Annotated in this window: 18 protein-coding genes; 11 read left to right on the forward strand and 7 right to left on the reverse strand. The window is 33.5% G+C overall.

Annotated features, from left to right (window positions below; all coding sequences use genetic code 11):
• Nucleotides 1–85 precede the first annotated feature (85 nt).
• Entirely contained in the window at nucleotides 86–1,435 is a 1,350-nt protein-coding gene (locus ACH2BV_RS10590; protein WP_395050756.1) for a DEAD/DEAH box helicase, read from the forward strand.
• A 58-nt stretch (nucleotides 1,436–1,493) separates the two neighbouring features.
• Here ACH2BV_RS10590 and ACH2BV_RS10595 read toward each other — a convergent pair whose 3' ends face one another.
• Nucleotides 1,494–2,603 carry a lactonase family protein gene (locus tag ACH2BV_RS10595; RefSeq protein ID WP_395050696.1) on the reverse strand — a complete coding sequence of 370 codons (1,110 nt, stop codon included), beginning with the start codon at nucleotides 2,601–2,603 and terminating at the stop codon, nucleotides 1,494–1,496.
• A gap of 145 nt (nucleotides 2,604–2,748) precedes the next feature.
• Here ACH2BV_RS10595 and ACH2BV_RS10600 point away from each other — a divergent pair, with 145 nt between their 5' ends.
• From ACH2BV_RS10600 to ACH2BV_RS10615, 4 genes are read left to right on the forward strand one after another with little or no spacing between them, the layout of a single operon-like run.
• Nucleotides 2,749–4,677 carry a BatA domain-containing protein gene (locus ACH2BV_RS10600; protein WP_395050697.1) on the forward strand — a complete coding sequence of 643 codons (1,929 nt, stop codon included), beginning with the start codon at nucleotides 2,749–2,751 and terminating at the stop codon, nucleotides 4,675–4,677.
• 29 nt (nucleotides 4,678–4,706) lie between these two features.
• Entirely contained in the window at nucleotides 4,707–5,960 is a 1,254-nt protein-coding gene (locus tag ACH2BV_RS10605) for a dihydroorotase family protein (RefSeq protein WP_395050698.1), read from the forward strand.
• Nucleotides 5,961–6,005: 45 nt separating this feature from the next.
• Nucleotides 6,006–6,332: a hypothetical protein gene (locus ACH2BV_RS10610; RefSeq protein WP_194311289.1), complete on the forward strand. Its 327-nt coding sequence runs from the start codon at nucleotides 6,006–6,008 to the stop codon at nucleotides 6,330–6,332.
• Nucleotides 6,333–6,336: 4 nt separating this feature from the next.
• Nucleotides 6,337–6,978, forward strand: a complete 642-nt coding sequence (locus ACH2BV_RS10615; RefSeq protein ID WP_395050699.1) for an alpha/beta hydrolase — start codon at nucleotides 6,337–6,339, stop codon at nucleotides 6,976–6,978.
• Between the two features lie 102 nt (nucleotides 6,979–7,080).
• Here the strand turns inward: ACH2BV_RS10615 and ACH2BV_RS10620 are convergent, their stop codons facing one another.
• Both ACH2BV_RS10620 and ACH2BV_RS10625 read right to left on the reverse strand, forming a co-directional pair.
• Nucleotides 7,081–7,581 carry a hypothetical protein gene (locus ACH2BV_RS10620; protein WP_395050700.1) on the reverse strand — a complete coding sequence of 167 codons (501 nt, stop codon included), beginning with the start codon at nucleotides 7,579–7,581 and terminating at the stop codon, nucleotides 7,081–7,083.
• A gap of 12 nt (nucleotides 7,582–7,593) precedes the next feature.
• The gene (locus ACH2BV_RS10625) at nucleotides 7,594–8,358 is read right to left on the reverse strand and encodes an MBL fold metallo-hydrolase (protein ID WP_395050701.1); all 765 of its coding nucleotides are present in this window, start codon (nucleotides 8,356–8,358) and stop codon (nucleotides 7,594–7,596) included.
• 98 nt (nucleotides 8,359–8,456) lie between these two features.
• On the opposite strand from ACH2BV_RS10625, the gene ACH2BV_RS10630 reads away from it, so the two are divergent.
• Nucleotides 8,457–9,923 carry a TonB-dependent receptor gene (locus ACH2BV_RS10630; protein ID WP_395050702.1) on the forward strand — a complete coding sequence of 489 codons (1,467 nt, stop codon included), beginning with the start codon at nucleotides 8,457–8,459 and terminating at the stop codon, nucleotides 9,921–9,923.
• Nucleotides 9,924–10,029: 106 nt separating this feature from the next.
• On the opposite strand, the gene ACH2BV_RS10635 is transcribed toward ACH2BV_RS10630, so the two are convergent.
• The 3 genes from ACH2BV_RS10635 to ACH2BV_RS10645 all read right to left on the reverse strand — a co-directional run bounded on the left by ACH2BV_RS10635 (nucleotide 10,030) and on the right by ACH2BV_RS10645 (nucleotide 12,872).
• Nucleotides 10,030–11,148 (reverse strand): GTP cyclohydrolase, encoded by a 1,119-nt coding sequence (locus ACH2BV_RS10635; RefSeq protein ID WP_395050703.1) that lies wholly within the window; start codon nucleotides 11,146–11,148, stop codon nucleotides 10,030–10,032.
• A 210-nt stretch (nucleotides 11,149–11,358) separates the two neighbouring features.
• Nucleotides 11,359–11,808 carry a hypothetical protein gene (locus tag ACH2BV_RS10640; protein ID WP_395050704.1) on the reverse strand — a complete coding sequence of 150 codons (450 nt, stop codon included), beginning with the start codon at nucleotides 11,806–11,808 and terminating at the stop codon, nucleotides 11,359–11,361.
• A gap of 128 nt (nucleotides 11,809–11,936) precedes the next feature.
• Entirely contained in the window at nucleotides 11,937–12,872 is a 936-nt protein-coding gene (locus ACH2BV_RS10645) for a transporter (RefSeq protein ID WP_395050705.1), read from the reverse strand.
• Nucleotides 12,873–12,995: 123 nt separating this feature from the next.
• Here ACH2BV_RS10645 and ACH2BV_RS10650 point away from each other — a divergent pair, with 123 nt between their 5' ends.
• The 5 genes from ACH2BV_RS10650 to ACH2BV_RS10670 all read left to right on the forward strand — a co-directional run bounded on the left by ACH2BV_RS10650 (nucleotide 12,996) and on the right by ACH2BV_RS10670 (nucleotide 19,168).
• The gene (locus ACH2BV_RS10650) at nucleotides 12,996–13,277 is read left to right on the forward strand and encodes a DUF4834 family protein (protein ID WP_395050706.1); all 282 of its coding nucleotides are present in this window, start codon (nucleotides 12,996–12,998) and stop codon (nucleotides 13,275–13,277) included.
• 32 nt (nucleotides 13,278–13,309) lie between these two features.
• Nucleotides 13,310–15,742: a YfhO family protein gene (locus ACH2BV_RS10655; protein WP_395050707.1), complete on the forward strand. Its 2,433-nt coding sequence runs from the start codon at nucleotides 13,310–13,312 to the stop codon at nucleotides 15,740–15,742.
• A gap of 2 nt (nucleotides 15,743–15,744) precedes the next feature.
• Nucleotides 15,745–17,037 (forward strand): glycosyltransferase family 4 protein, encoded by a 1,293-nt coding sequence (locus tag ACH2BV_RS10660; RefSeq protein WP_395050708.1) that lies wholly within the window; start codon nucleotides 15,745–15,747, stop codon nucleotides 17,035–17,037.
• A 175-nt stretch (nucleotides 17,038–17,212) separates the two neighbouring features.
• Nucleotides 17,213–17,647, forward strand: coding sequence for a hypothetical protein (locus tag ACH2BV_RS10665; RefSeq protein ID WP_395050709.1), 435 nt, complete (start codon nucleotides 17,213–17,215; stop codon nucleotides 17,645–17,647).
• 51 nt (nucleotides 17,648–17,698) lie between these two features.
• Nucleotides 17,699–19,168: a lipopolysaccharide biosynthesis protein gene (locus ACH2BV_RS10670; RefSeq protein ID WP_395050710.1), complete on the forward strand. Its 1,470-nt coding sequence runs from the start codon at nucleotides 17,699–17,701 to the stop codon at nucleotides 19,166–19,168.
• 83 nt (nucleotides 19,169–19,251) lie between these two features.
• Here the strand turns inward: ACH2BV_RS10670 and ACH2BV_RS10675 are convergent, their stop codons facing one another.
• On the reverse strand, nucleotides 19,252–21,660 hold the full coding sequence (locus ACH2BV_RS10675) for a thiamine pyrophosphate-dependent enzyme (protein ID WP_395050711.1): 2,409 nt from the start codon (nucleotides 21,658–21,660) through the stop codon (nucleotides 19,252–19,254).
• Nucleotides 21,661–21,737: the final 77 nt, after the last annotated feature.

Here is a 21,737-nt window from a genome sequence, read left to right on the forward strand (position 1 = left end):
AATTAAAATTCAAATAAAATATCAAAAAAACAAGAAAAGCTTACATCCTTATAAAAAACGTACCTTTGCACAAAAATTACGTTTTATGACCACTTTCGAACAATTCAATCTTCCAAAATCTGTACAAAAAGCAATCGACGATTTAGGATTTGTCACACCAACTCCCATTCAGGAAAAAACTTTTTCCGTGATTATGTCTGGTCGCGATATGATGGGAATTGCACAAACCGGAACGGGTAAAACATTCGCTTATCTTTTGCCATTGTTGAAATTATATAAGTTCACGCCTACTCATACTCCAAAAATTGTCATTCTTGTACCTACTCGAGAATTAGTCGTTCAAGTGGTAGAAGAAGTAGAGAAATTGACTAAATATATGTCGGTGAGAACTATTGGAATTTTTGGTGGTGTAAACATCAATACCCAAAAAACAGCTGTTTATCAAGGAACCGATATTTTAGTAGGAACACCAGGAAGAACTATGGATTTGGCACTTGACAACGTCGTTCGTTTTGATGAAACCCAAAAATTAGTCATTGACGAATTCGACGAAATGCTGAATTTAGGATTTCGTACCCAATTGACTGCCTTGTTAGCGATGATGAAAACCAAACGTCAAAACATCCTTTTTTCAGCAACAATGACAGACGAAGTCGATGCTGTTCTGAATGACTTTTTCGATTATCCAGAAGAAGTTACGCTTTCCGCTTCGGGAACTCCATTAGAAAATATTACACAAATCACTTATAATGTTGCCAATTTCAACACGAAAGTCAATCTATTGAAATACTTGTTACAATCAGAAGAAAGTATGAGCCGTGTTTTAGTTTTTGTGAACAACAAGAAGATTTCGGATATGCTTCATGAACGAATTGAAGAGGATTTTGATGGGCAATTTGGCGTAATCCACTCGAATAAATCACAAAATTATCGTTTGAGCACCATGGCTTCTTTTCAGGAAGGTAATCTTCGTGGATTAATCACCACTGATATTATGGCGAGAGGTTTGGATATATCCAATATAACGCACGTAATCAACTTTGAAGTTCCTGAATTACCTGAATTATATATGCACCGTATTGGCCGAACCGGTCGTGCCGATGCCACAGGAACAGCTATCAGTTTTATCACTCCACGTGAAGAAGAATTCAAAATTGCAGTGGAATTATTAATGAATATGGAATTAGAAATCCAAGATTTCCCTACAGAAGTCGAAATTTCATCCAAACTAATCGAACCCGAAAAAGACCGACAACCGATTAAGTTTTTAATGAAAAAACAAAAATTAGATGGTGATGGGGCTTTTCACGAGAAAACTAAAAAGAATAAAAAAGTCAATTTGGGTGGTCCTGGCGTAACCAAGAAAAAAACGCACGGTTCTGTCAATAGAAATATGCTTAAAAACCAAGCCAAGAAACGAAAAGATAAGAAATAGTGTTAAGTTGCAGTTTTCAGTACTCACTGAGACTGAAAACTGCAATTTATTACAAAAATTAAATCTTCGTAAAAACTAAACAAACCGGAGAACACAAGGTAATTCTTTTCCCAGTATCTGTAAGATTTCCAGTTGTTTTATCTCTTTTAAAAATCACAATTTCATTTGTATATTGATGGCCAACCAAAAGGAAATTTCCAGTTGGATCAATGGCAAAGTTTCGAGGTCCTTTTCCCAAAGTACTTGTTCTTTGCACGAATTCCAATTTTCCGTTTTTCAATATCTTAAATACTGAAATATCATTAGCCGTTCCTCTATTGGTTGCATACAGAAATTTCCCGTCAGGCGAAATGTGAATATCAGCAGCTCCAATATCTCCTTTAAAATCTGAGGCAACAACAGTCGTTTCGCTTACTTTGGCTAATATACCTTTTGCATAACTAAATGAAGATATCGTTCCATTTAATTCTTGTAAAACATAAACAAATTTTCCGTCATTACTAAAGATTAAATGTCTAGGTCCACCACCTGGATTAACAGAAACACTACTTTTTAATTTTAAAACCTCATTACCTCCATTTGGATTGTATTGATACACATAAACCTTATCTGTTCCTAAATCATTGGCCAAAACATATTTTTTATCAGGAGAAAAATACACCATATGAGCGTGAGGTGCTTCCTGCCTCTTTTCATTAATTCCCTTACCTGAATGTTGTACCACCTGAGTAACTTCTCCAATACTACCATCACTATTTTTAACAAAAACCGAAATACTACCACTAGAATAATTGGCCGTAATTACATTTTTATCATCATTAATAATGTAACAACAATTTTGTCCTTTAGATAACTCTGAATTGATTAAATCTAGTTTTCCGTCTTTCGAATCAAATTTAAAAGCACTTACGGCACTTTGTTTATCATTTTCACTCACAGAATAGACGAATTTATTATCCTTTGAAACGGTCAAATAACTGGGATTTATGATGTTTTCAGTGCTGTTTTTAAAAGTGAAATCTGATGTTTGAGAATCAAATTCATAAACATAAATTCCTTTGCTGTCGCAGCTTTTAGTATAAGTTCCAATTAATAAATTGAACTTGTTTTCTTGTGCTTGCAATGTAGTTAAAGCGAAAAAGGAAAGTAGAAATAATACGTTTTTCATATTTTTTTAAGTATCGAATTGAAAAACAAAAATAAGTGTTTTGTTTCGGATTTATTACTAAAGTCAATGATTAATAAACAAAAATATGACAATATGAACTTACAATTATCTACAAATTTGTATTTTTGACAAACCCAACGAAAGAATGCAATTCAAAAACCCAGAAATCCTCTATTTTCTTTTCTTATTGGTTATCCCAATTCTGGTTCATTTGTTTCAATTGCGACGTTTCAAAAAGGAATATTTCACGAATGTTCGTTTTCTGAAAGAGCTTTCCATTCAGACCAGAAAGAGTTCTAAAATCAAAAAATGGCTGCTTTTAGCAACGCGATTATTATTGTTAACGTGCATTATTATTGCATTTGCCCAACCTTTTTTTAAAGCTAAAGACAGCAAAAACAGTTCTAACGAAATGTATATCGTTTTGGACAATTCCTTTTCGATGCAAGCCAAAGGTCAAAAAGGAGAATTACTAAAAAGAGCTGTTCAGGAATTACTCGAAAACACGCCTGAAAACGAAAATTTTTCCCTGATTACTAATTCCGAAACGTTCTGGAATACCGATATCAAATCCATTCGTACAGAATTACAAAACCTAAAATACAGTGCCTTGCCATTCCAACTGGAAAGTGCGATGGCAAAAATAAAATCTCGAAAATCGGCTTTCAACAAAGATGTTGTCGTGATTACTGATGCTGTAGGTTTGGAACCAAAGCAATTGAAAAGTATCGACAAAGATTTCAACACCTATTTCATTATTCCCAAATCGGAACGTGAAAACAATGTTTCGATTGACAGTGTTTTTATTCATCAAACGTTGGACGATTTTTATGAAATTGGATTAAAATTATCCGCCTTTGGAGAAAACGATAAGGAGATTCCGGTCGCTTTGTACAACCAAAACAAACTTATTGCAAAGACTTTGACTAAATTGGAAGCCAAGGAAAAAACAATCTTTTTCACCATTCCAAAAAATGATTTTCACGGCTATGCCTCCATCATTGACAACGGATTGGAATACGACAATACTTTGTTTTTCAGTATTTCAAAACCCGAAAAAAATAATGTAATCAGTATTGGCCAACCTGAAAAAGCAAACTTTCTATCCAGAATTTACACTAATGACGAATTCAATTTCAATAATTTTGCGATTGGTTCTTTAGATTATAATTCCATCGACAAACAAGATGCCATCGTCCTAAACGAAGTCGATGAAATCCCACAAGCCTTGCAAACTACCTTGAAATCTTTTGTTGAAAAAGGTGGAAACCTCGTTCTTATCCCATCGGCTAAAGCTTCAATAGGAAATTTGAATATGTTTCTTAGAAATTTTGCTAACATCCAATTCAAATCTTTGGACAACAAAGAAAAATTAGTCACTAAAATAAACTTCAGCCATCCTTTATTTAGTGGCGTTTTCGAAAATAAGATCGATAATTTTCAGTATCCAAAAACAAAAAGTTCCTTTGGAATAGTTGGCTCTAATCCGGCAGCTTTGTATTATGAAGATCAAACTTCATTTTTGACTTCCATCAACAACCCTATTTCTTCGGTTTATATTTTTGCTGCTCCAATTAATCTGGAGAATTCAAATTTTCAACAATCACCGTTGATTGTGCCTACCTTTTACAAGATGGCATTAAACAATCAAAACACTGGTGTGAATGCAATTACAATTGGCAACAACAATTCATTTTTGGTTGATGTTAATTTATCAAAAGACGCTATTTTGGATGTCAAAAACGAGACCGAGACATTTATTCCCATTCAACAAATTTTGAACGATAAAGTAAAATTAACTTTCAACGATTTTCCAGACCAAGCTGGGAATTATGGAATTTACAACCAAAAAGAACTTTTACAAAACATCAGTTTCAACTATAACAGAACCGAAAGTGATTTGGCTCAAGCCAATGAAAATGTACTTTCAGAATATAAAATAATCGATTCCATCTCGACAGTTTTCGACACCTTACAAACAGACAGAACTGACAATCAAATTTGGAAATGGTTTATTATCTTTGCATTGCTTTTGCTGGTGACAGAAATGGCAATTATACGATTCGTAAAGTAAAACGAAAGTCAAATAATTAAATAAATACTATGAAAATAATCATCAGGGAGGCAAAAATTATCGACTCCGAAAGTCCTTTTCACAATAAGACTGCAGATATTTTAATTGTTGATGGTATTATCAAAAAAATAGGCACATCGCTTCCCAATTCAGAAAATGCTGATGAAATAAAACTAGATAATTTACACCTTTCACAAGGATGGTTTGACAGCAGCGTTTCTCTTGGCGAACCTGGTTTTGAAGACAGGGAAACCATTGCAAACGGCCTGATTGTCGCCGCAAAAAGCGGATTCACAGCAATTGCTTTACAACCCAACTCCTACCCGATTATCGACAACCAATCCCAAATTAATTTTGTAAAAAGTAAAGCCAATGGTTTTGTCACGCAACTTTTCCCTATTGGCGCTTTGACCAAAGGAAGTGAAGGCAAGGATATGACCGAATTATTCGATATGAAAAATGCCGGTGCAGTCGCGTTTGGAGATTATAACAAGAGTTTGGATAATGCCAATTTGCTAAAAATAGCCTTGCAATATGTACAGGATTTTGATGGATTAGTGATTGCTTTCGCCCAAGATTCAAATATCAAAGGAAACGGAGTTGCCAATGAAGGCATAACTTCCACTCGATTAGGTTTGAAAGGAATTCCGAATCTTGCCGAAGAATTGCAAATCGCCAGAAACTTATTTCTTCTCGAATATTCCGGTGGAAAACTGCACATTCCGACGATTTCAACAGCAAAATCGGTGCAATTAATCAAGGAAGCCAAATCCAAAGGGCTGAAAGTAACTTGCAGTGTTGCCGTACATCATTTGGTTTTAACCGATTCAACATTGGAAGGTTTTGACACCAGATATAAAATTTTACCTCCACTAAGAACGGAAATCGACAGAAAAGCATTGATTGCGGGAATTCTCGACAATACAATTGATATGATTACGTCTGACCATAATCCGATTGACATTGAGCATAAAAAAATGGAATTTGATTTGGCCAAGGACGGAACAATTGGTTTAGAAAGTGCTTTTGGCGCCTTGTTAACCGCATTGCCTTTGGAAAAAGTAATCGAGAAATTAACTGTCGGAAAAACTACTTTCGGAATTGAAAAACAAAGTATTGACGAAGGTCAAAAAGCCAATATTACTTTATACAATCCTGAAGGGAAAAGCATTTTTACCAAAGAAAACATCTTGTCAAAATCAAAAAACTCAGCTTTTCTGGGAGTAGAAATGAAGGGAAAAGTATATGGAGTTTATAATCAAGGAAAACTAATTTTAAACTAAAATAAACCTGATAGGTTATAAAAAACAGTGAGGAAAAATCAATTTATGAACAACAGCATCGAAAAAGGAAAAACAGCCGCAATTACAAGCTATATTTTAATTATTGGAGTTTTCATCGCTATGTCTATGAATTCTGAAAACAAGAATTCGTTTGCTTCTTTTCACATTCGACAAGCATTGGGTTTATCAATTACTTTTATATCCTTGGGACTAATCATCAGCAATTTTGACAGTCCTATGATTTCCATTTCTATGTGGGTTTTTCTGTCTGTTTTATGGACTTATGGAATCTTTAGCGCCATTAATGGAGAAACAAAACCAATTCCATTGCTAGGGAATTATTTCCAAAAATGGTTTTCAAATATATCTTAGAAAAATGAAATTATCCTTAGAATATCTAGTTAGAGAACCCAAAATAAAACTTGACAAAAATCCGCTTTTACTATTACTTCACGGTTATGGCAGCAACGAAGAGGATTTGTTCTCGTTTGCAGCAGAACTTACTGATGAATATTATATTGTTTCGGCTCGTGCGCCCTACAATTTACAATATGGAAGTTATGCTTGGTACGCTATCAACTTTGATGCAGACCAAAACAAATTTTCCGACAATGATCAGGCAAGAATTTCGAGAGATTTAATAGCTCAGTTTATAGACGAATTAACTGTAAATTATCCAATTGATACCACTAATGTGACTTTAATTGGCTTTAGCCAAGGCACAATTTTGAGTTATGCTGTGGCACTTTCACATCCTGAAAAAGTGCAAAGAGTGGTCGCCATGAGCGGTTATATCAATACCGAAATTCTGGAAGAAAATTATTTAAAAAATTCGTTTAGTAATCTCAAAATATTTGCTTCTCACGGCACCGTTGACCAAGTAATTCCTGTGGAATGGGGACGAAAAGCAAAACCTTTATTAGAGAATTTAGGAATACCTATAACTTACAAGGAATACCCTATTGGACACGGAGTTTCTCCACAAAATTTTTATGATTTCAAGAATTGGCTACTTTAAGGAAGTAGGCAGTATTAAGAGTTCAGTCATCAGTGCGCAACTTTATTGAAAAGTGTTCATTGATTATTAAAAATCTGAACACTGAATATTGAAAACTGGACACTATTTTTGGTATAACAAAGATTGAAATGTCTCGAAAGAAACTGTTTCATCATCATTTATAAAATACTTTATTAAGACTTCACCCCAATATTCTCCATCGCTAAAATCAGCGATAATCCAACGATGATTTAGTATTCTTACTTTATTAATGATAAATTTATTGGCTCCAATCTGATCTTGGCCCACATAAGGATTTCCCTTAGGATTAGCATTCAAATCCATTAATTTTTCGGTTACAAAAGGGATTAGCTTTTCGATTTGAATTGTTTTTGTGGCTGTATCAGGATTGAAATAATTCTGAGCATTTTCATTATTTTCCAAAGAAAAATAATTGGCATCCGTCAGTTTATTAGTGATGGAATTAAAATTAGCCATCATTTTTTTCTCTTTATTTGTAAACTGATTTTGTTCAAAAGCCAGCTCCTTTTTGAAATACATATAGGTAAAGACATTTAAAAGCAGCACAAGAATAAAAAGATAAAGCAGTAAGGATTTTTTCATTTGTAAGAAATTTTAAATGGTAATTTCCAAGTTATCATAAGCCAAATAAACGTTTTTTGGAAGTTTTTGTTGTACCTCTTCATGGAAACCCATAATATGACTAATGTGAGTTAGATATGCCTTTTCAGGTTTAATTAAAGCTATAAAATCTAATGCTTCCTGCAAACTAAAATGGGTATTATGTTGTTCTTCACGCAAGGCATTTACAACTAAAACTTTCAGATTTTTCAATTTGTCCATTTCACTTTTTTCTATTGTTTTCATATCAGTCAAATAGGCAAAATCATCAATTCTGTAACCAAAAACCTGAAGATTTCCGTGCATCAAATTAATGGGAATTGCCATTTTATTTCCAATTGAGAAAGGATGATTATTGACCACTTCAATCGTTTTTACCGAAGGTGCCCCTGGATATTTATTTTCGGTTTCAAAAATATATTCAAATCGTTTTTTTAGATTGTCAATAACTCGCTGATGAGCATAAATAGGTATGATGCCTTGCTTGAAATTAAACGGACGAATATCATCCAAGCCAGCTGTATGATCTGAATGTTCGTGGGTAAATAAAATTCCTTCCACTTTTTGACAATTTGAAACTAACATTTGTTGCCTGAAGTCAGGGCCACAATCAATTACAAAAGAATGGTCTTCCCACGAAATCCAAGCCGAAACCCGAAGCCTTTTATCTTTAAAATCAGAGCTTTTACAAACAGAATGAACACTTCCAATTACAGGAATTCCTTGTGATGTGCCAGTTCCTAAAAAATATACATTCATCTAGCACGGTTTTTGCTAATTATTTTACAAAAATAGCAATAAATCTCTTTAATTAGAAAGCTATTTTACTAACTTTGCACCAAATCAGCACTATTTCAATGAAAAAGGATACAGAAATTAAATTGAAAGGTGACAAAGTCATCGAACAAATTCCTTCTATAAAAGACAAAGCACTTCGTATCAATTTGAACGATAACATTTATGGAATTTTTGCCGAAATTGGTGCTGGACAAGAAACCGTAAGACATTTTTTCAGAGCTGGAGGCTCTTCGGGGACAATTGCAAAAGCAATGTCTGCCTATGATAAAGATTTTAGTGATGCCATTTATGGTGTTGAAGAAGATGGGCGTTACGTAACAGAAAGCCGTCTCAAAAAAATGCTTTCGCATGAAGCCGGTCTAATCGAAAACCGGTTAAGCAGGAAGACACATCCCAATAAAATATTTTTTACTTATGCCAATACAGTTGCTACCATTGACTTTGCCAAACAATTCAAAGGACATGGATGGGTAGGTATCAGATATCAAATCGAACCTGACGAGGATTATAATGAAATCGTAATACACATTCGTTTTAAGGAAACAGATGTTCGTTTGCAACAAGAAACACTTGGTGTTCTTGGAGTAAATCTTATTTATGGTGCTTACTATAAATACAATGACCCTAAACGATTGTTGCGCTATTTATACGATCATCTTGACAAAGATCAACTTGAAATAGACACGATCAATTTCTCTGGACCCCGTTTTGCCAATGTTGACAATCGTCTAATGAGTCTGCAATTAGTTAAAAACGGAATGACTGATGCCGTAATTTTTGATCCAGAAGGCAGAAACATACTTCCGGCAGCCATATTATATAAAAAAAATATTCTTGCTTTAAGAGGAAGTTTTCGTCCTGTTACAAAGGTAAATATGGATATGTATGAGGAATCGTTAAAAATGTTTCTGGATGAGCACAAAGTTAATGCCGAAAACACCTTGGTTATTTTTGAAATCACATTATCAAACTTACGTTCTGATGGTGAAATTGACGAAAGAGACTTTATGGATCGAGCACAATTACTTTGCTCGCTTGGGCAAACCGTAATGATTTCTAATTTTCAGGAATATTATAAAGTTGTTGAATATTTTTCAAAATATACAAAAGCCAGAATGGGCTTAGCAATGGGTGTAAATAATTTAGTTGACATTTTTGACGAAAAATACTATCGTCATTTAAGTGGTGGAATTCTGGAAGCTTTTGGAAAATTATTCTATCGAGATATGAAAGTATATCTGTATCCAATGATTGACGAAAATGGTGAAATTATGAATTCTGAAACTTTGAAAGTTCATCCTCGAATGAAGGAATTGTATAAGTTTTTCAAATTCAACGGAAAAGTGGTTGACATTGACAACTACAATCCAGAAAATCTTGAAGTTTTCTCTCGTGAAGTGCTAAAAATGATTAGCGAAAATAAACCGGGATGGGAATCGATGTTACCGTCTGGAGTTGCCGAAATAATCAAAAAACAAGAACTTTTTGGATATAAAGCGAATCAACTACTTGAGAAAAGTAATTAGATGACAGACGGCAGATCCCAGATCGCAAATAGTAGTTATCTTTAATGAATATTGTAATTGAAAAATCCAAGAATTGAAAGGATTTTTTTATTTCTGGAATCTGTAATTACAAATTTTTTATAAATGTTTTTCTTCGGCAATGAATTATTGGATCAAAATTTTTCCATAAATTATGAATGGCATGGTTCTCTTCCAGTTCCGGAGTTCGGATACAATTTATTATTCCTTTTTCGGAAAAAGTTTTATAATATTCATCAAAAATAATAGCCGTTACGCCTTTGTTTTGGTATTCAGGAGCTACACCTATCAAATAAAAAACAACGTCTTTGCTGTCTTTTCTTGCCTTGAGCAGATGATAAAATCCAAAAGGAAATAGTTTGCCTTTTGCTTTCTGTAATGCTTCAGAAAAACTAGGCATCACAATGCTGAAAGCTACAATATTATTATTCTTGTCCATCACAAATTTGATATATTCCGGATTGATGAAACTGATGTATTTTTTCTTGAAATATTCTTTTTGAATGTCAGAAATGGCAACAAAAGAGGATAAACTCGCATAAGAACTATTAAACAAATCAAACATCTTATCCACTAATGGCATAATGTCTTTCGTTTTGGTAAAGTTTAAACTCGTTAGTTCATATCGCTTTTTGATTAGTGCTTGAGCTTTCAAGAAGAATTCTGGTTTTACATTCGAAAAGGGAAATATACTTTCTATAAATTCTTTTTCTTTGACAAAACCCAATTGTTCTAAATGAACTGAGAAATAAGAATGATTGTACCAGGTGATCATCGTTCCTATTTGGTCAAAACCTTCGGTTAGAACACCTACTTTGTCCAGATTGGAGAAGCCCATTGGTCCTTCTATGTGTTCCAAATTGTTTTTTCGACCTAATTCATAGGCTTTTTCCAATAACGCTTTGGTCACTTCAATGTCGTCAATCACATCGAACCATCCAAAACGCACCTTTTTCTTTTGCTGGTCATTGACTTCTCCCCAATTAATAATGGCAGAAATTCTTCCCACAATTTCATTGTCTTTATAAGCCAAATAAAAATAGGCTTCCGCATTTTCGAAAACTGGATTCTTGGTTTTGTCAAAGGATTCCAATTCATCAGCAATTATTGGCGGAACCCAATATTTGTTATCTTTATATAAAGAGAAAGGGAATTTTACAAAATCAGTCATTTCCTTTTTTGTGATGGCTTCTTTTATGGTAATCATTTTCAGGGGAATTTATTTATTGTGATACGAATATAATAAATTTATTGCATAAAAAAAGTCCAAATGAGTGGACTTCTTTTGTAATGTGTATATGGTTTTCTATGTATGAAGGTTAAAAAATCTGAAACATTCTATTTTAAGTAATGATTAAAAGATTCAAAGGATCTCAAATTAGTGAAAGAAAGTAAAATTGATTTTTTGAATGTTATTTTATTTTGATTGAACAACTTTTATTCCATCAAAATAATCACCACCTTGTAAGCTAACATATAGAATTCTTTCAGAGCCTGTTGTATTTGGATTCATTGTTATTATAATGGATTTACCATCCTTTCTTTCTACTTGAAAATCAGAAGTAGTTACAATGAAATTTTCTGAAAGTCTATTAATGCCAGTTAAATCAATAGCTTTATTATCCAAGCCAATTCCTGCTAACCACCAACCACTATATTTGGTTGTTATTGTTACTGAATTCGTATTGGAACTTAAAGTGGCGGATTTTTGAGAAAGAACAATATTGTCATCCCATTTTCCAATAATTGGGTCTGGGGCATCATTATTATTACTACAAGACACTAAAAAAACTATTCCTAAAATGAATAGCCAGATGTTTTTGAAACTCCATTTCATTACATTAGAAATTTTAAATTTTGTTTTCATAAATTTAATAATTAAATTACTGTTTGAGACTTTTTGCATAAGTCGCTCGAAGTTAGTTAATTATTGTCGTTAAACAAAGATTTTTTTAATTATTTTAAAAATATTTTTCTTATTAAAAAAAGACAAATCTATCCCTTTTTAGTTTTCTTGGCTCTTCTTTTGGCTTTTTTATCCGAATCACCTGTGTCAACTTTCATTCGTACTTCCTTATAATTCGCATCATAACGCCAGGAAAACCCAATGCCTCCATACAATATGGATGGAGTGGTTTTTAAACTGCTGCTTATTGAAGCATCAATTTGCATATCATCGTGAATTAAAAAAGCCGCACCGCCACGAACAATGGCATCGCTGTAAAAATCACTTTTATAGCCTTGATTTTCTATGAAACCAGACCATTTCCTATTGAATCCTTTGGTCAGGGTAATCCCATAACCATAACTTGGATAATCAGTTCCAATATAATCTGCGATGATATTTGTCACAAAAACCCAGCTGCCATCACCCAAATGGTTTTGGGCAATCAGCATAATTTTTGGTGAAATGGCCGCATCAGGAGAGAAATAATACGGATTATCAGAGAAAGTAAGATTGGCACCTGCAAAAACGGAAACTGCAGGAATCAATTGGTGCCAATTAAAGGAATGATTCGCTTTCCAGCTGTAAACATTGACTTGTTTTTCGTAATTTTTGAAAGGATCATAAATTAAATATTTTGCTCCCAAAACAGTTTGCTTCATCGCAGATTTCTCTGGATAAATTAAGGCGGGATTTAACATTTCGTATTGGTATTGAAAGTCGGCAATCAGTTCCAGTTTTTCCATAAACAATCCCCATCTCAAAGTCATATCAATTCCAAAACCATTGGCGTCATAATCTAATATACTATGATGTTCCTGAATGCCATAAATGCCTGATTCTACCTGAATAACTGATTTTCCCACAGCAAAAGCGGACATTGTTTCGCCGGGTCTATTCGAGTTAATTTGGTCGGTGTGCTGGCCATAATGAATAAATGGAATCATAAAAAAGGCTGCAACAACTATGTTTTTGATTTTGTGCATACTATTATTTTAGATTAAAAAGATATAACGCTTTTCAAATGTACTATATTTTATTATTTATTTAAGAATGATATTTTAATTTTGAACCATGGAATTGTTAATTTTACCAAAAATTATTTGATTATGCAAGAAGCTTCTTTTTCAGGTTTTATAAGAACATTATTTTACATAATGGCTTTTTACTATATTTTTAAATTTTTGGCTAAATTATTTTTGCCTTTAATAGTTAAAAAAGTAGTGCAGAAAGCAGGAGAAAATTTTCAACAACAGCAACAAAATGCGCAGGGAAATTCTTGGCAAAAAACGCCAAATAACGATGAAGTCATCTATAATGCAACTGATACTAAAAATCCTCGTGAAACCAAAAAAGTTGGGGATTATGTTGATTATGAAGAAATAGATTAAATTTACCCAAACCAAAACCAAAAACCAAATTAATGAAGCAACTTCAAAAGTTATATCCGCACGCCTTATTCCTACTTGGATTCATATTTATTTCCCTCATTTATTTTTATCCCGTTTTGCAGGGAAAACAAATTTTACAATCTGATATTGCGCAATATACCGGAATGGCAAAAGAGCAAAACGACTTCAGAGCTTCGGATCATCAAGAACCTTATTGGACAAATTCAGCCTTTGGCGGAATGCCAACATATCAGTTAGGAGCAAAATATCCTTATGATTACATAGGTATGATTGATGATGCTATTCGATTTTTGCCTCGTCCTGCTGATTATTTGTTTTTGTATTTTCTTGGTTTTTATGGTTTATTATTGGTTTTAAAAGTAGATCCGCTCAAAGCCTTTTTCGGGGCTTTGGCTTTTGGATTTTCTACCTATTTGATCATTATTTTGGGTGTTGGTCATAATGCTAAAGCCCACGCAATAGGGTATATGCCTTTGGTAATTGCCGGTTTTATATTGGTTTTCCAAAAGAAATATATTTGGGGAGGGTTGTTGACGATGTTCGCTGTAGCATTGGAGATCAATGCCAATCACTTTCAAATGACCTATTATTTATTGATTTTCTTGCTGCTATTATCTGGTTATTTTATTTATCAGGCAGTAAAAGAGAAGGAATATAAAGTGCTTTTAATTTCATTTGGAGTTTTGGCAATAGCCGGGATTTTTGCCATTGGTGCGAATGCTACAAACTTATTGGCCACAGCCGAATATGCCAATTTCAGCACAAGAGGAAAAAGTGAATTGACTTTTAATGCCGATGGTACAAAAAATGTTAGCAACAGTGCCTTGTCTCGTGATTATATTACGGAATATAGTTATGGAATTGCAGAAAGTTTCAATTTGATTGCACCACGCCTTTTTGGAGGTTCAAATAGTGAAGCATTAGGTAAAGATAGTAATATGTATTCGTTTATGATGGAGCAGGGAGTTCCGGAAGCGCAAGCCAATGATTTTGTTTCGGGAATGCCAACCTATTGGGGCGATCAGCCTATTGTGGCTGCACCAGCTTACATCGGGATTGTCGTTTTCTTTTTTGGGATTTTGGCATTATTTACAAACAAACGAAAAATCAGATACGTTTTCCTTTCTGGAGCCATAGTTGCTTTAGTGCTTTCTTGGGGGAAAAATTTTCCAATTTTGACTGATTTTTTCATTGATAATGTGCCAATGTTCAACAAGTTCAGAGCCGTTTCTTCGATTCAGATTATCTTGGAATTGTGTTTTCCAGTTTTGGCTATTATGGGCTTGCAATCTTTTTTTAAATTGGAAAAGGAGGCTCAGTTTAAAGCATTGTGGCAAACTGCTGCAGTAGGTTTTGGAATTATTATTGGATTGTTTTTACTCAAAGGCAGTTTCAGTTTTGCAGGAGCAAACGACAGTTATTTCAGAGAAAGCTATGGACCAGGCTTTGTAGATGCGCTCAAAGCAGATAGAATGACACTTTACTCTGCCGATTTATTGCGTTCGGGTTTCTTTATGTTGCTTGCGGCAGGAGTTTTTTGGTTGTTTATCAAAAATAAATTCACTCAAAATACAGCAATCATTTTAGTGGGAATATTGATGATTTTTGATTTGTATTTTGTGGATAAAAAATATGTTTCAGCCAAAGATTTTGTAAGCAAAAGAGAAGTTGAGGTTCCTTTCCAGGAAACACCTGCTGATGCTCAGATATTGCAAGATACTACTCATTATAGAGTATTTGAAGTTTCGGGCAACTTATCGAGTGCCAGAGCCTCTTATTTTCATAAATCGATTGGAGGTTATAGTGCTGTAAAACCTCGAAGAATGCAGCAATTATTTGATTATCAAATTGCCAAAAACAATATTGAGATTCTCAATATGTTGAATGTGAAATATATTATCCAGACGGATTCTACCGGCAATTCGTTCCCAGTTCAAAATCCGAATGTTAATGGGAATGCCTGGTTTGTAGAGGATTTAAAATTAGTAAATAAGCCAGACGATGTAATGAAAGCATTGGATCATTTGGATACCAAAAAAGTTGCAGTTTTCAACGTTCATCACTTTGGTTCAAAATTAGAGAATGCCCGTTTAAAAAAAGATTGGGACACAAGCGGATCCATAAAATTAGACATTTACAAACCTAATTATCTTAAATATACTTCTGAAAATTCAGGAATAGGTTTGGCGGTTTTCTCCGAAATCTATTATGAAAAAGGATGGAATGCCTATATTGATGGCAAAAAAACGGATCATTTTCTTGTAGATTATGTTTTACGAGCAATGGAAGTTCCGGAAGGAAAACATACTATAGAATTCAAGTTTGAGCCTCAAGTAATACAAACCGGAGGCATAATTACGCTTATAAGTTCCGCAGGAATGTTATTTTTATTGATAGGTGGAATTTATTTTGAAAGAAAGAAAAGTTTAAACCTTAAACCTTAAACTTGAAACCAAAAAAACTACTCATCATAACATATTATTGGCCGCCAGCCGGAGGACCAGGTGTTCAACGTTGGCTAAAATTCGTAAAATATTTACCGGATTTTGATGTTCAGCCAATAGTTTATATTCCAGAGAATCCAACATATCCAATCGTTGATGAAAACTTAGTAAATGAAGTTTCGGATAAGGCAATTATTATCAACCATAAAATCTTTGAACCCTATCAAGTAGCTTCTTTTCTTTCGAAGAATAAAACCAAAAAAATGAATTCGGGAATTATTCCAAATCAAAAAAAGCAATCTTTTCTCGACAAAGTATTTCTTTGGATTCGGGGCAATTTATTTATTCCCGATGCTAGATTTTTTTGGATAAAACCTTCGGTTGCGTTTTTAGAAAGATACATCGTGGAAAATGAAATTGACACAATTGTCACTTCAGGTCCACCACACAGTTTACATCTTATTGGACTGGAATTAAAACAGAAATTAAATATTAAGTGGTTTGCCGATTTTCGCGATCCTTGGACAACAATAGGCTATCATAAATCCTTGCGATTGTCGAATTATGCAGCTAAGAAGCACAAAGATTTAGAATATAAAGTGCTGAATACTGCAGATACAATTATCGTGACAAGCAATACCACAAAAACCGAGTTTCAAGCCATTACAACTAAACCAATTGCGGTAATAACCAATGGTTACGATACGGAAAATGTGGAGAAACAAGCTTTGGATACCAAATTTACTTTAGCGCATATTGGTTCTTTTCTTTCCGAAAGAAACCCAAAGATGCTATGGGAATGTTTAGTGGAATTAATTAGTGAAATTCCTGATTTTAAAACACATTTGGAAATAAAATTAATTGGAGCGGTAAGTCAAGAAGTTTTAGAAACCATTACTCAATTTGGATTGAAACCGTATTTGAATAATTTGGGTTATGTTTCCCATTCCGAAGCGATTGCGCATCAAAGAAAGTCTCAGGTGTTGTTGCTTATCGAAATCAATTCAGAAGACACCAAAAGCATTATTCCTGGGAAATTATTCGAATATATGGTTTCCGGAAGACCTATTATTGCTATTGGTCCACACGGTTCTGACTTTGCTGAAATCATTACCAATACCAATACGGGCGTATTTTTTGACTATTCCGAGAAAATGAAACTAAAAAGTGTACTTTTGGGCTATTACAATCAATTTTTGGAAGGAAAACTGCACTCAAACGCTGTTGGTTTACAGCAATATTCCAGAAAGAGTTTGACGGGGAAATTGGTTGAATTGATTAATAATTATGATTAAGAAGTTCATAAAATTTGTTTTTATATTAATTGCAAATTTCGCATTTAGCCAAGATCATTAAGCTACAATTCTTTTTAATGATGGTAGTGCCATTGAAGGTTTTGGAAGTATAAATAAAAATAAAATATATTTCAGTGCCTCTTTAGATGATAAACCAGATAGTTGGTCTTATGATATGGTAAAAGGAATTACTTTTTTGGGATTTGAATCAATGATAAAATATGAGTATGTTTTACTTGATGAATTTTCACACCCAGAACCTCAATTAATAGAAGTTGTTGAGGAAGGTAATGTTACTTTGTATGCAAGAATTAGAGAGAAATTCCAGACATCTGGTTTTCATTCAAATGGTTTTAACGTTAATATCACTCGAATTGTAACAAATAATGTTGTTTCTTATCGTCGTGGTAGAGAAAATGTTACTACAGATATATTTGTTAAAAGGGCAAACGAAAAATATCCTACAAGTTTAAATAGTAGTTTCTATAAAAAGGCAGCTAAGTATTTTTCGGATTGCGAAGTCATTAACAAAAAAATGGACAAAGGAGAATTTTCAAAAAATAAAATTTTAGAGTTAGTTCAATATTATAATGATATTTGTGCTGAATAACATATCATAAAATAAAAGAGATTGCTTCGTGCCTCACAATGATAAAAAATAATGGGAATAGTATTAAATCAGTCGTTTAAAAATACCATAATAACATACATCGGTTTTGCGATTGGAGGTATTAATACCATTTATTTGTACCCGGTTTTTCTTGGGGCAACTTATTATGCATTAACTAATTATATTCTGTCTTCTGCTAATGTAATTATGCCGTTGTTTGCTATAGGAATGCAAAACACATTAGTGAAATTTTATTCGCAATATGAAACAAATGAAGAAAGGTCTCGATTTTTATCATTTACGGTACTATTTCCATTTCTCATAATAATTCCAATGTTTTTGATAGGTTTTCTTTTTTTTGATGAAATTATTTTCTTCCTTTCAAAAAAGAATATCATCGTTAAAAATTATATTTGGCTTATTCCATTCATTGGATTGTGTATGGCTTATTTCGAGATATTTTATGCTTGGCTGCGAGTGCATATGCATTCTGTTTTTGGAAATTTCATCAAAGAAGTAGGCTTGCGATCTGCTTCATTACTTTTATTAGTTGGTGTTTATTATAATTGGATCACGGTTGAAGGCTTTGTATATGCTACAGCAGTCGTTTATTTATTGGCTTTATTAGTGACGATGTTTTACGCTTTCAGTATTCAAAAACCAGTTTTTCAATTTAAAATACCAGTAAACACAAAAAGTGTCTTGGAATATACTTTTTATATTATTTTATCTGGAAGTGTTGCCAATTTACTATTGGATGGTGATAAAATGATTTTAAATCAATATATGAATATTGAAAATATTGCTTATTATTCTGTTGCTACTTATATCGCTTTGGTTATTTCGGTTCCAAGTCGTTCTATGCACCAAATTGTGTATCCAATTACTGCAAAACTGATGCACGAAAACAAACACGAAGAATTAAATACGCTGTACAAGAAAAGCTCCATTAACCTCCAAATGGTAGGTGGCTATGTGATGTTGGGCATTTTTGTGAATATCAATAAACTTTATGAAATGGTTCCCCCAGAATATGCCGGAGGAATTTTGGTTGTTTTTATGATAGGTCTTTCTAAATATTTTGATTTGATATTGGGGAATAATAACGCTATTATTTTCAATACAAAATATTACCGAACGGTATTGTTTTTGGGAGTGGTTTTGGTTATTTTAACAGTAGTGTTAAATATGATTTTCATTCCAATTTTTGGTATTATAGGTTCAGCATTTGCTACTTTATTATCAATAACTTTATATAGTTTAGCCAAACTACTTTTTGTGGTAAAAAAATTAAATCTATACCCTTTTACCAATCAAACCTTATATTCAATGGCACTTACTTTAGTTTTGTTTCTATTATTTTACTTTTGGGAGTTTCCATTTAATCCTATTATTTCGATTATTTTAAAATCGATATTAATGACCATTGCGTATGTTTATCTCAATTATAGATTTGTAATTTCTATAGAAATAAACGAGGTCATTGACAATGTCTTGAGAAAGTTTAAAATCATGAAGTAATTACTTATCAAAAATTATAATTAATCTCTAATATAATAATCAGGTCCTAAATCCAAACCTTTGTTGTAGTAGAAAGATATTTTCTAATATAAAACCGGATATTTTGTTGGATTAACCTCGTTCATCATAGCATATACTTTTTCGAAAATGTCTTCAATGGAAGGTTTTGAAAAATAGTCACCATCAGTTCCATAAGCAGGTCTGTGTGCTTTTGATGTTAAGGTTTGCGGTTTACTGTCCAGCTGATTGTAGCCATCCTGATTTTCTATAATTTGTTGTAAAATGTAAGCCGAAGCTCCGCCAGGAACATCTTCGTCGATTACTAACAGTCGATTCGTTTTGGCAATACTTTTTACAATATCGTGATTTACATCAAAAGGAAGCAAGGATTGAATATCGATTATTTCGCAATCTATTCCAAAATCCAAGAGTTCTTTTGCCGCTTCTTCCACTAATCTCAGTGTAGAACCATAAGAAACTAAAGTTATATCTGCACCTTCTTTTATAGTTTCTACAACACCAATTGGTGTTTTGAATTCGCCATAATTCAGTGGTGTTTTTTCTTTTAGACGGTAACCATTCAGACATTCGACAACTAGAGCAGGTTCATCACATTCTAACAAAGTGTTATAGAAACCAGCCGCTTTGGTCATATTTCTTGGAACCAAAATGTGAATTCCTCTTAAAGCATTTACTAACATTCCCATTGGTGAGCCAGAATGCCAAATTCCTTCCAATCGATGACCACGAGTCCTGATTATAAGTGGTGCTTTTTGTTTTCCTGAAGTTCGATATTGCAAAGTAGCCAAATCATCACTCAGAATCTGAACACCATATAATAAATAATCTAAATACTGTATTTCCGCAATTGGACGAAGTCCACGAAGCGCCATTCCTATTCCCTGCCCAATAATAGAGGCTTCTCTAATTCCGACATCGGCAACACGAGTTTCTCCAAATTTAATTTGTAATCCAACTAATCCTTGATTGACATCACCAATGCTTCCAGCATCTTCGCCAAAGATTAATACTTCTGGGTGATTTGTAAAAAGAACATCAAAATTATCACGCAAGATCATTCGGCCATCAGTCTCTTCTTTAGCATCATCTGCGTATTCAGGTAAAACTTCCTTCACAGAAAACACATTCGAACGTGATTCTGAATATAAATGACTGCTGAATTCTGGCTGGCTTTTCTTGATGTATGAAGTAATCCAAGTTGATAATTCAGGTTTGCTGTTTTCATCGATTACCATTCTCAAAACTTTGCGAGCTATTACAAGAATTTCCTTTTTAAGAGGAATTTTTATTTTGCTTAAATTAGCGGTAAGTTTTAGAATGCTATCTTTATTTTGGCTTGCTGAAGCTATTTTTTCCAACAATACAACCAATTCTCTTTGGTCTTCAATAATAGGGCCTATGAAGGCATTCCAAGCTGCTTTTTTTCCTTCGAGGACTTCTTTTTTTATATTTGAATCAATTTCTTCGATTTCTTCTGGAGAAGCAATGTTGATAGCTATCATCCACAATTTCATTTGTCTGATGCAATCAAAATCTTTTTCCCAATCCAATCTTGTGGAGTCTTTATATCTTTCGTGCGAACCAGAACTGGAATGTCCTTGTGGTTGTGTCAATTGATTTACGTGAATTAGAACAGGAATGTGTTTTTCACGAGCTAAATCGGCCGCTTTTTCATAAGTTTCTATTAAACTTGGATAATCCCAGCCTTTTACTTTTAAAATCTCGAAACCATTACTGTTTTCATCGCGTTGGTATCCTTTTAAAATTTCGGAGATACTTTCTTTCGTGGTTTGGTATTTTGCGTGAACTGAGATTCCGTATTCGTCGTCCCAGACACTCAAAATAATTGGAACTTGCAGAACACCGGCTGCATTTATAGTTTCAAAAAATAAACCTTCAGATGTACTTGCATTTCCAATGGTTCCCCAGGAAATTTCATTTCCATTTATAGAAAAATTAGATTTCTTAGCAAGCTCTGGGATGCTTCTGTATATGTTAGATGCTTGCGCCAATCCCAACATTCTTGGCATTTGAGAAGCTGTAGGAGAAATGTCGGCGCTTGAATTTTTTTGTTTTGTTAAATCTTTCCAACTACCATCGTCATTTAAGCTGTGCGTCATAAAATGTCCACCCATTTGCCTTCCAGCTGACATTGGTTCTTGAGAAATATCGGTATGACCATATAATCCTGCGAAAAATTCTTGAATTGTTAATTCACCAATAGCCATCATAAAAGTCTGATCACGATAATATCCTGAACGGAAGTCACCGTTTTTGAAGAACTTTGCCATCGCTAACTGTGGAACTTCTTTTCCGTCGCCAAAAATTCCAAATTTTGCCTTTCCGGTTAATACTTCCTTACGTCCCAACAGGCTACATTCTCTACTTGTGATTGCTATTTTGTAATCCTTCAAGACTTCGGTTTTGAAGTCTTCAAATGTCAATGTAATATTGGTTTCTTCTTTTATCATAATTGGAAAATATAACTTTAGATGGCAAATTTACTTAAAAACTAGCTATTTTCATAATTCATTGAAAAAAATAGAAT

Source organism: Flavobacterium sp. (genome assembly GCF_043780635.1).
GTDB lineage: Bacteria > Bacteroidota > Bacteroidia > Flavobacteriales > Flavobacteriaceae > Flavobacterium.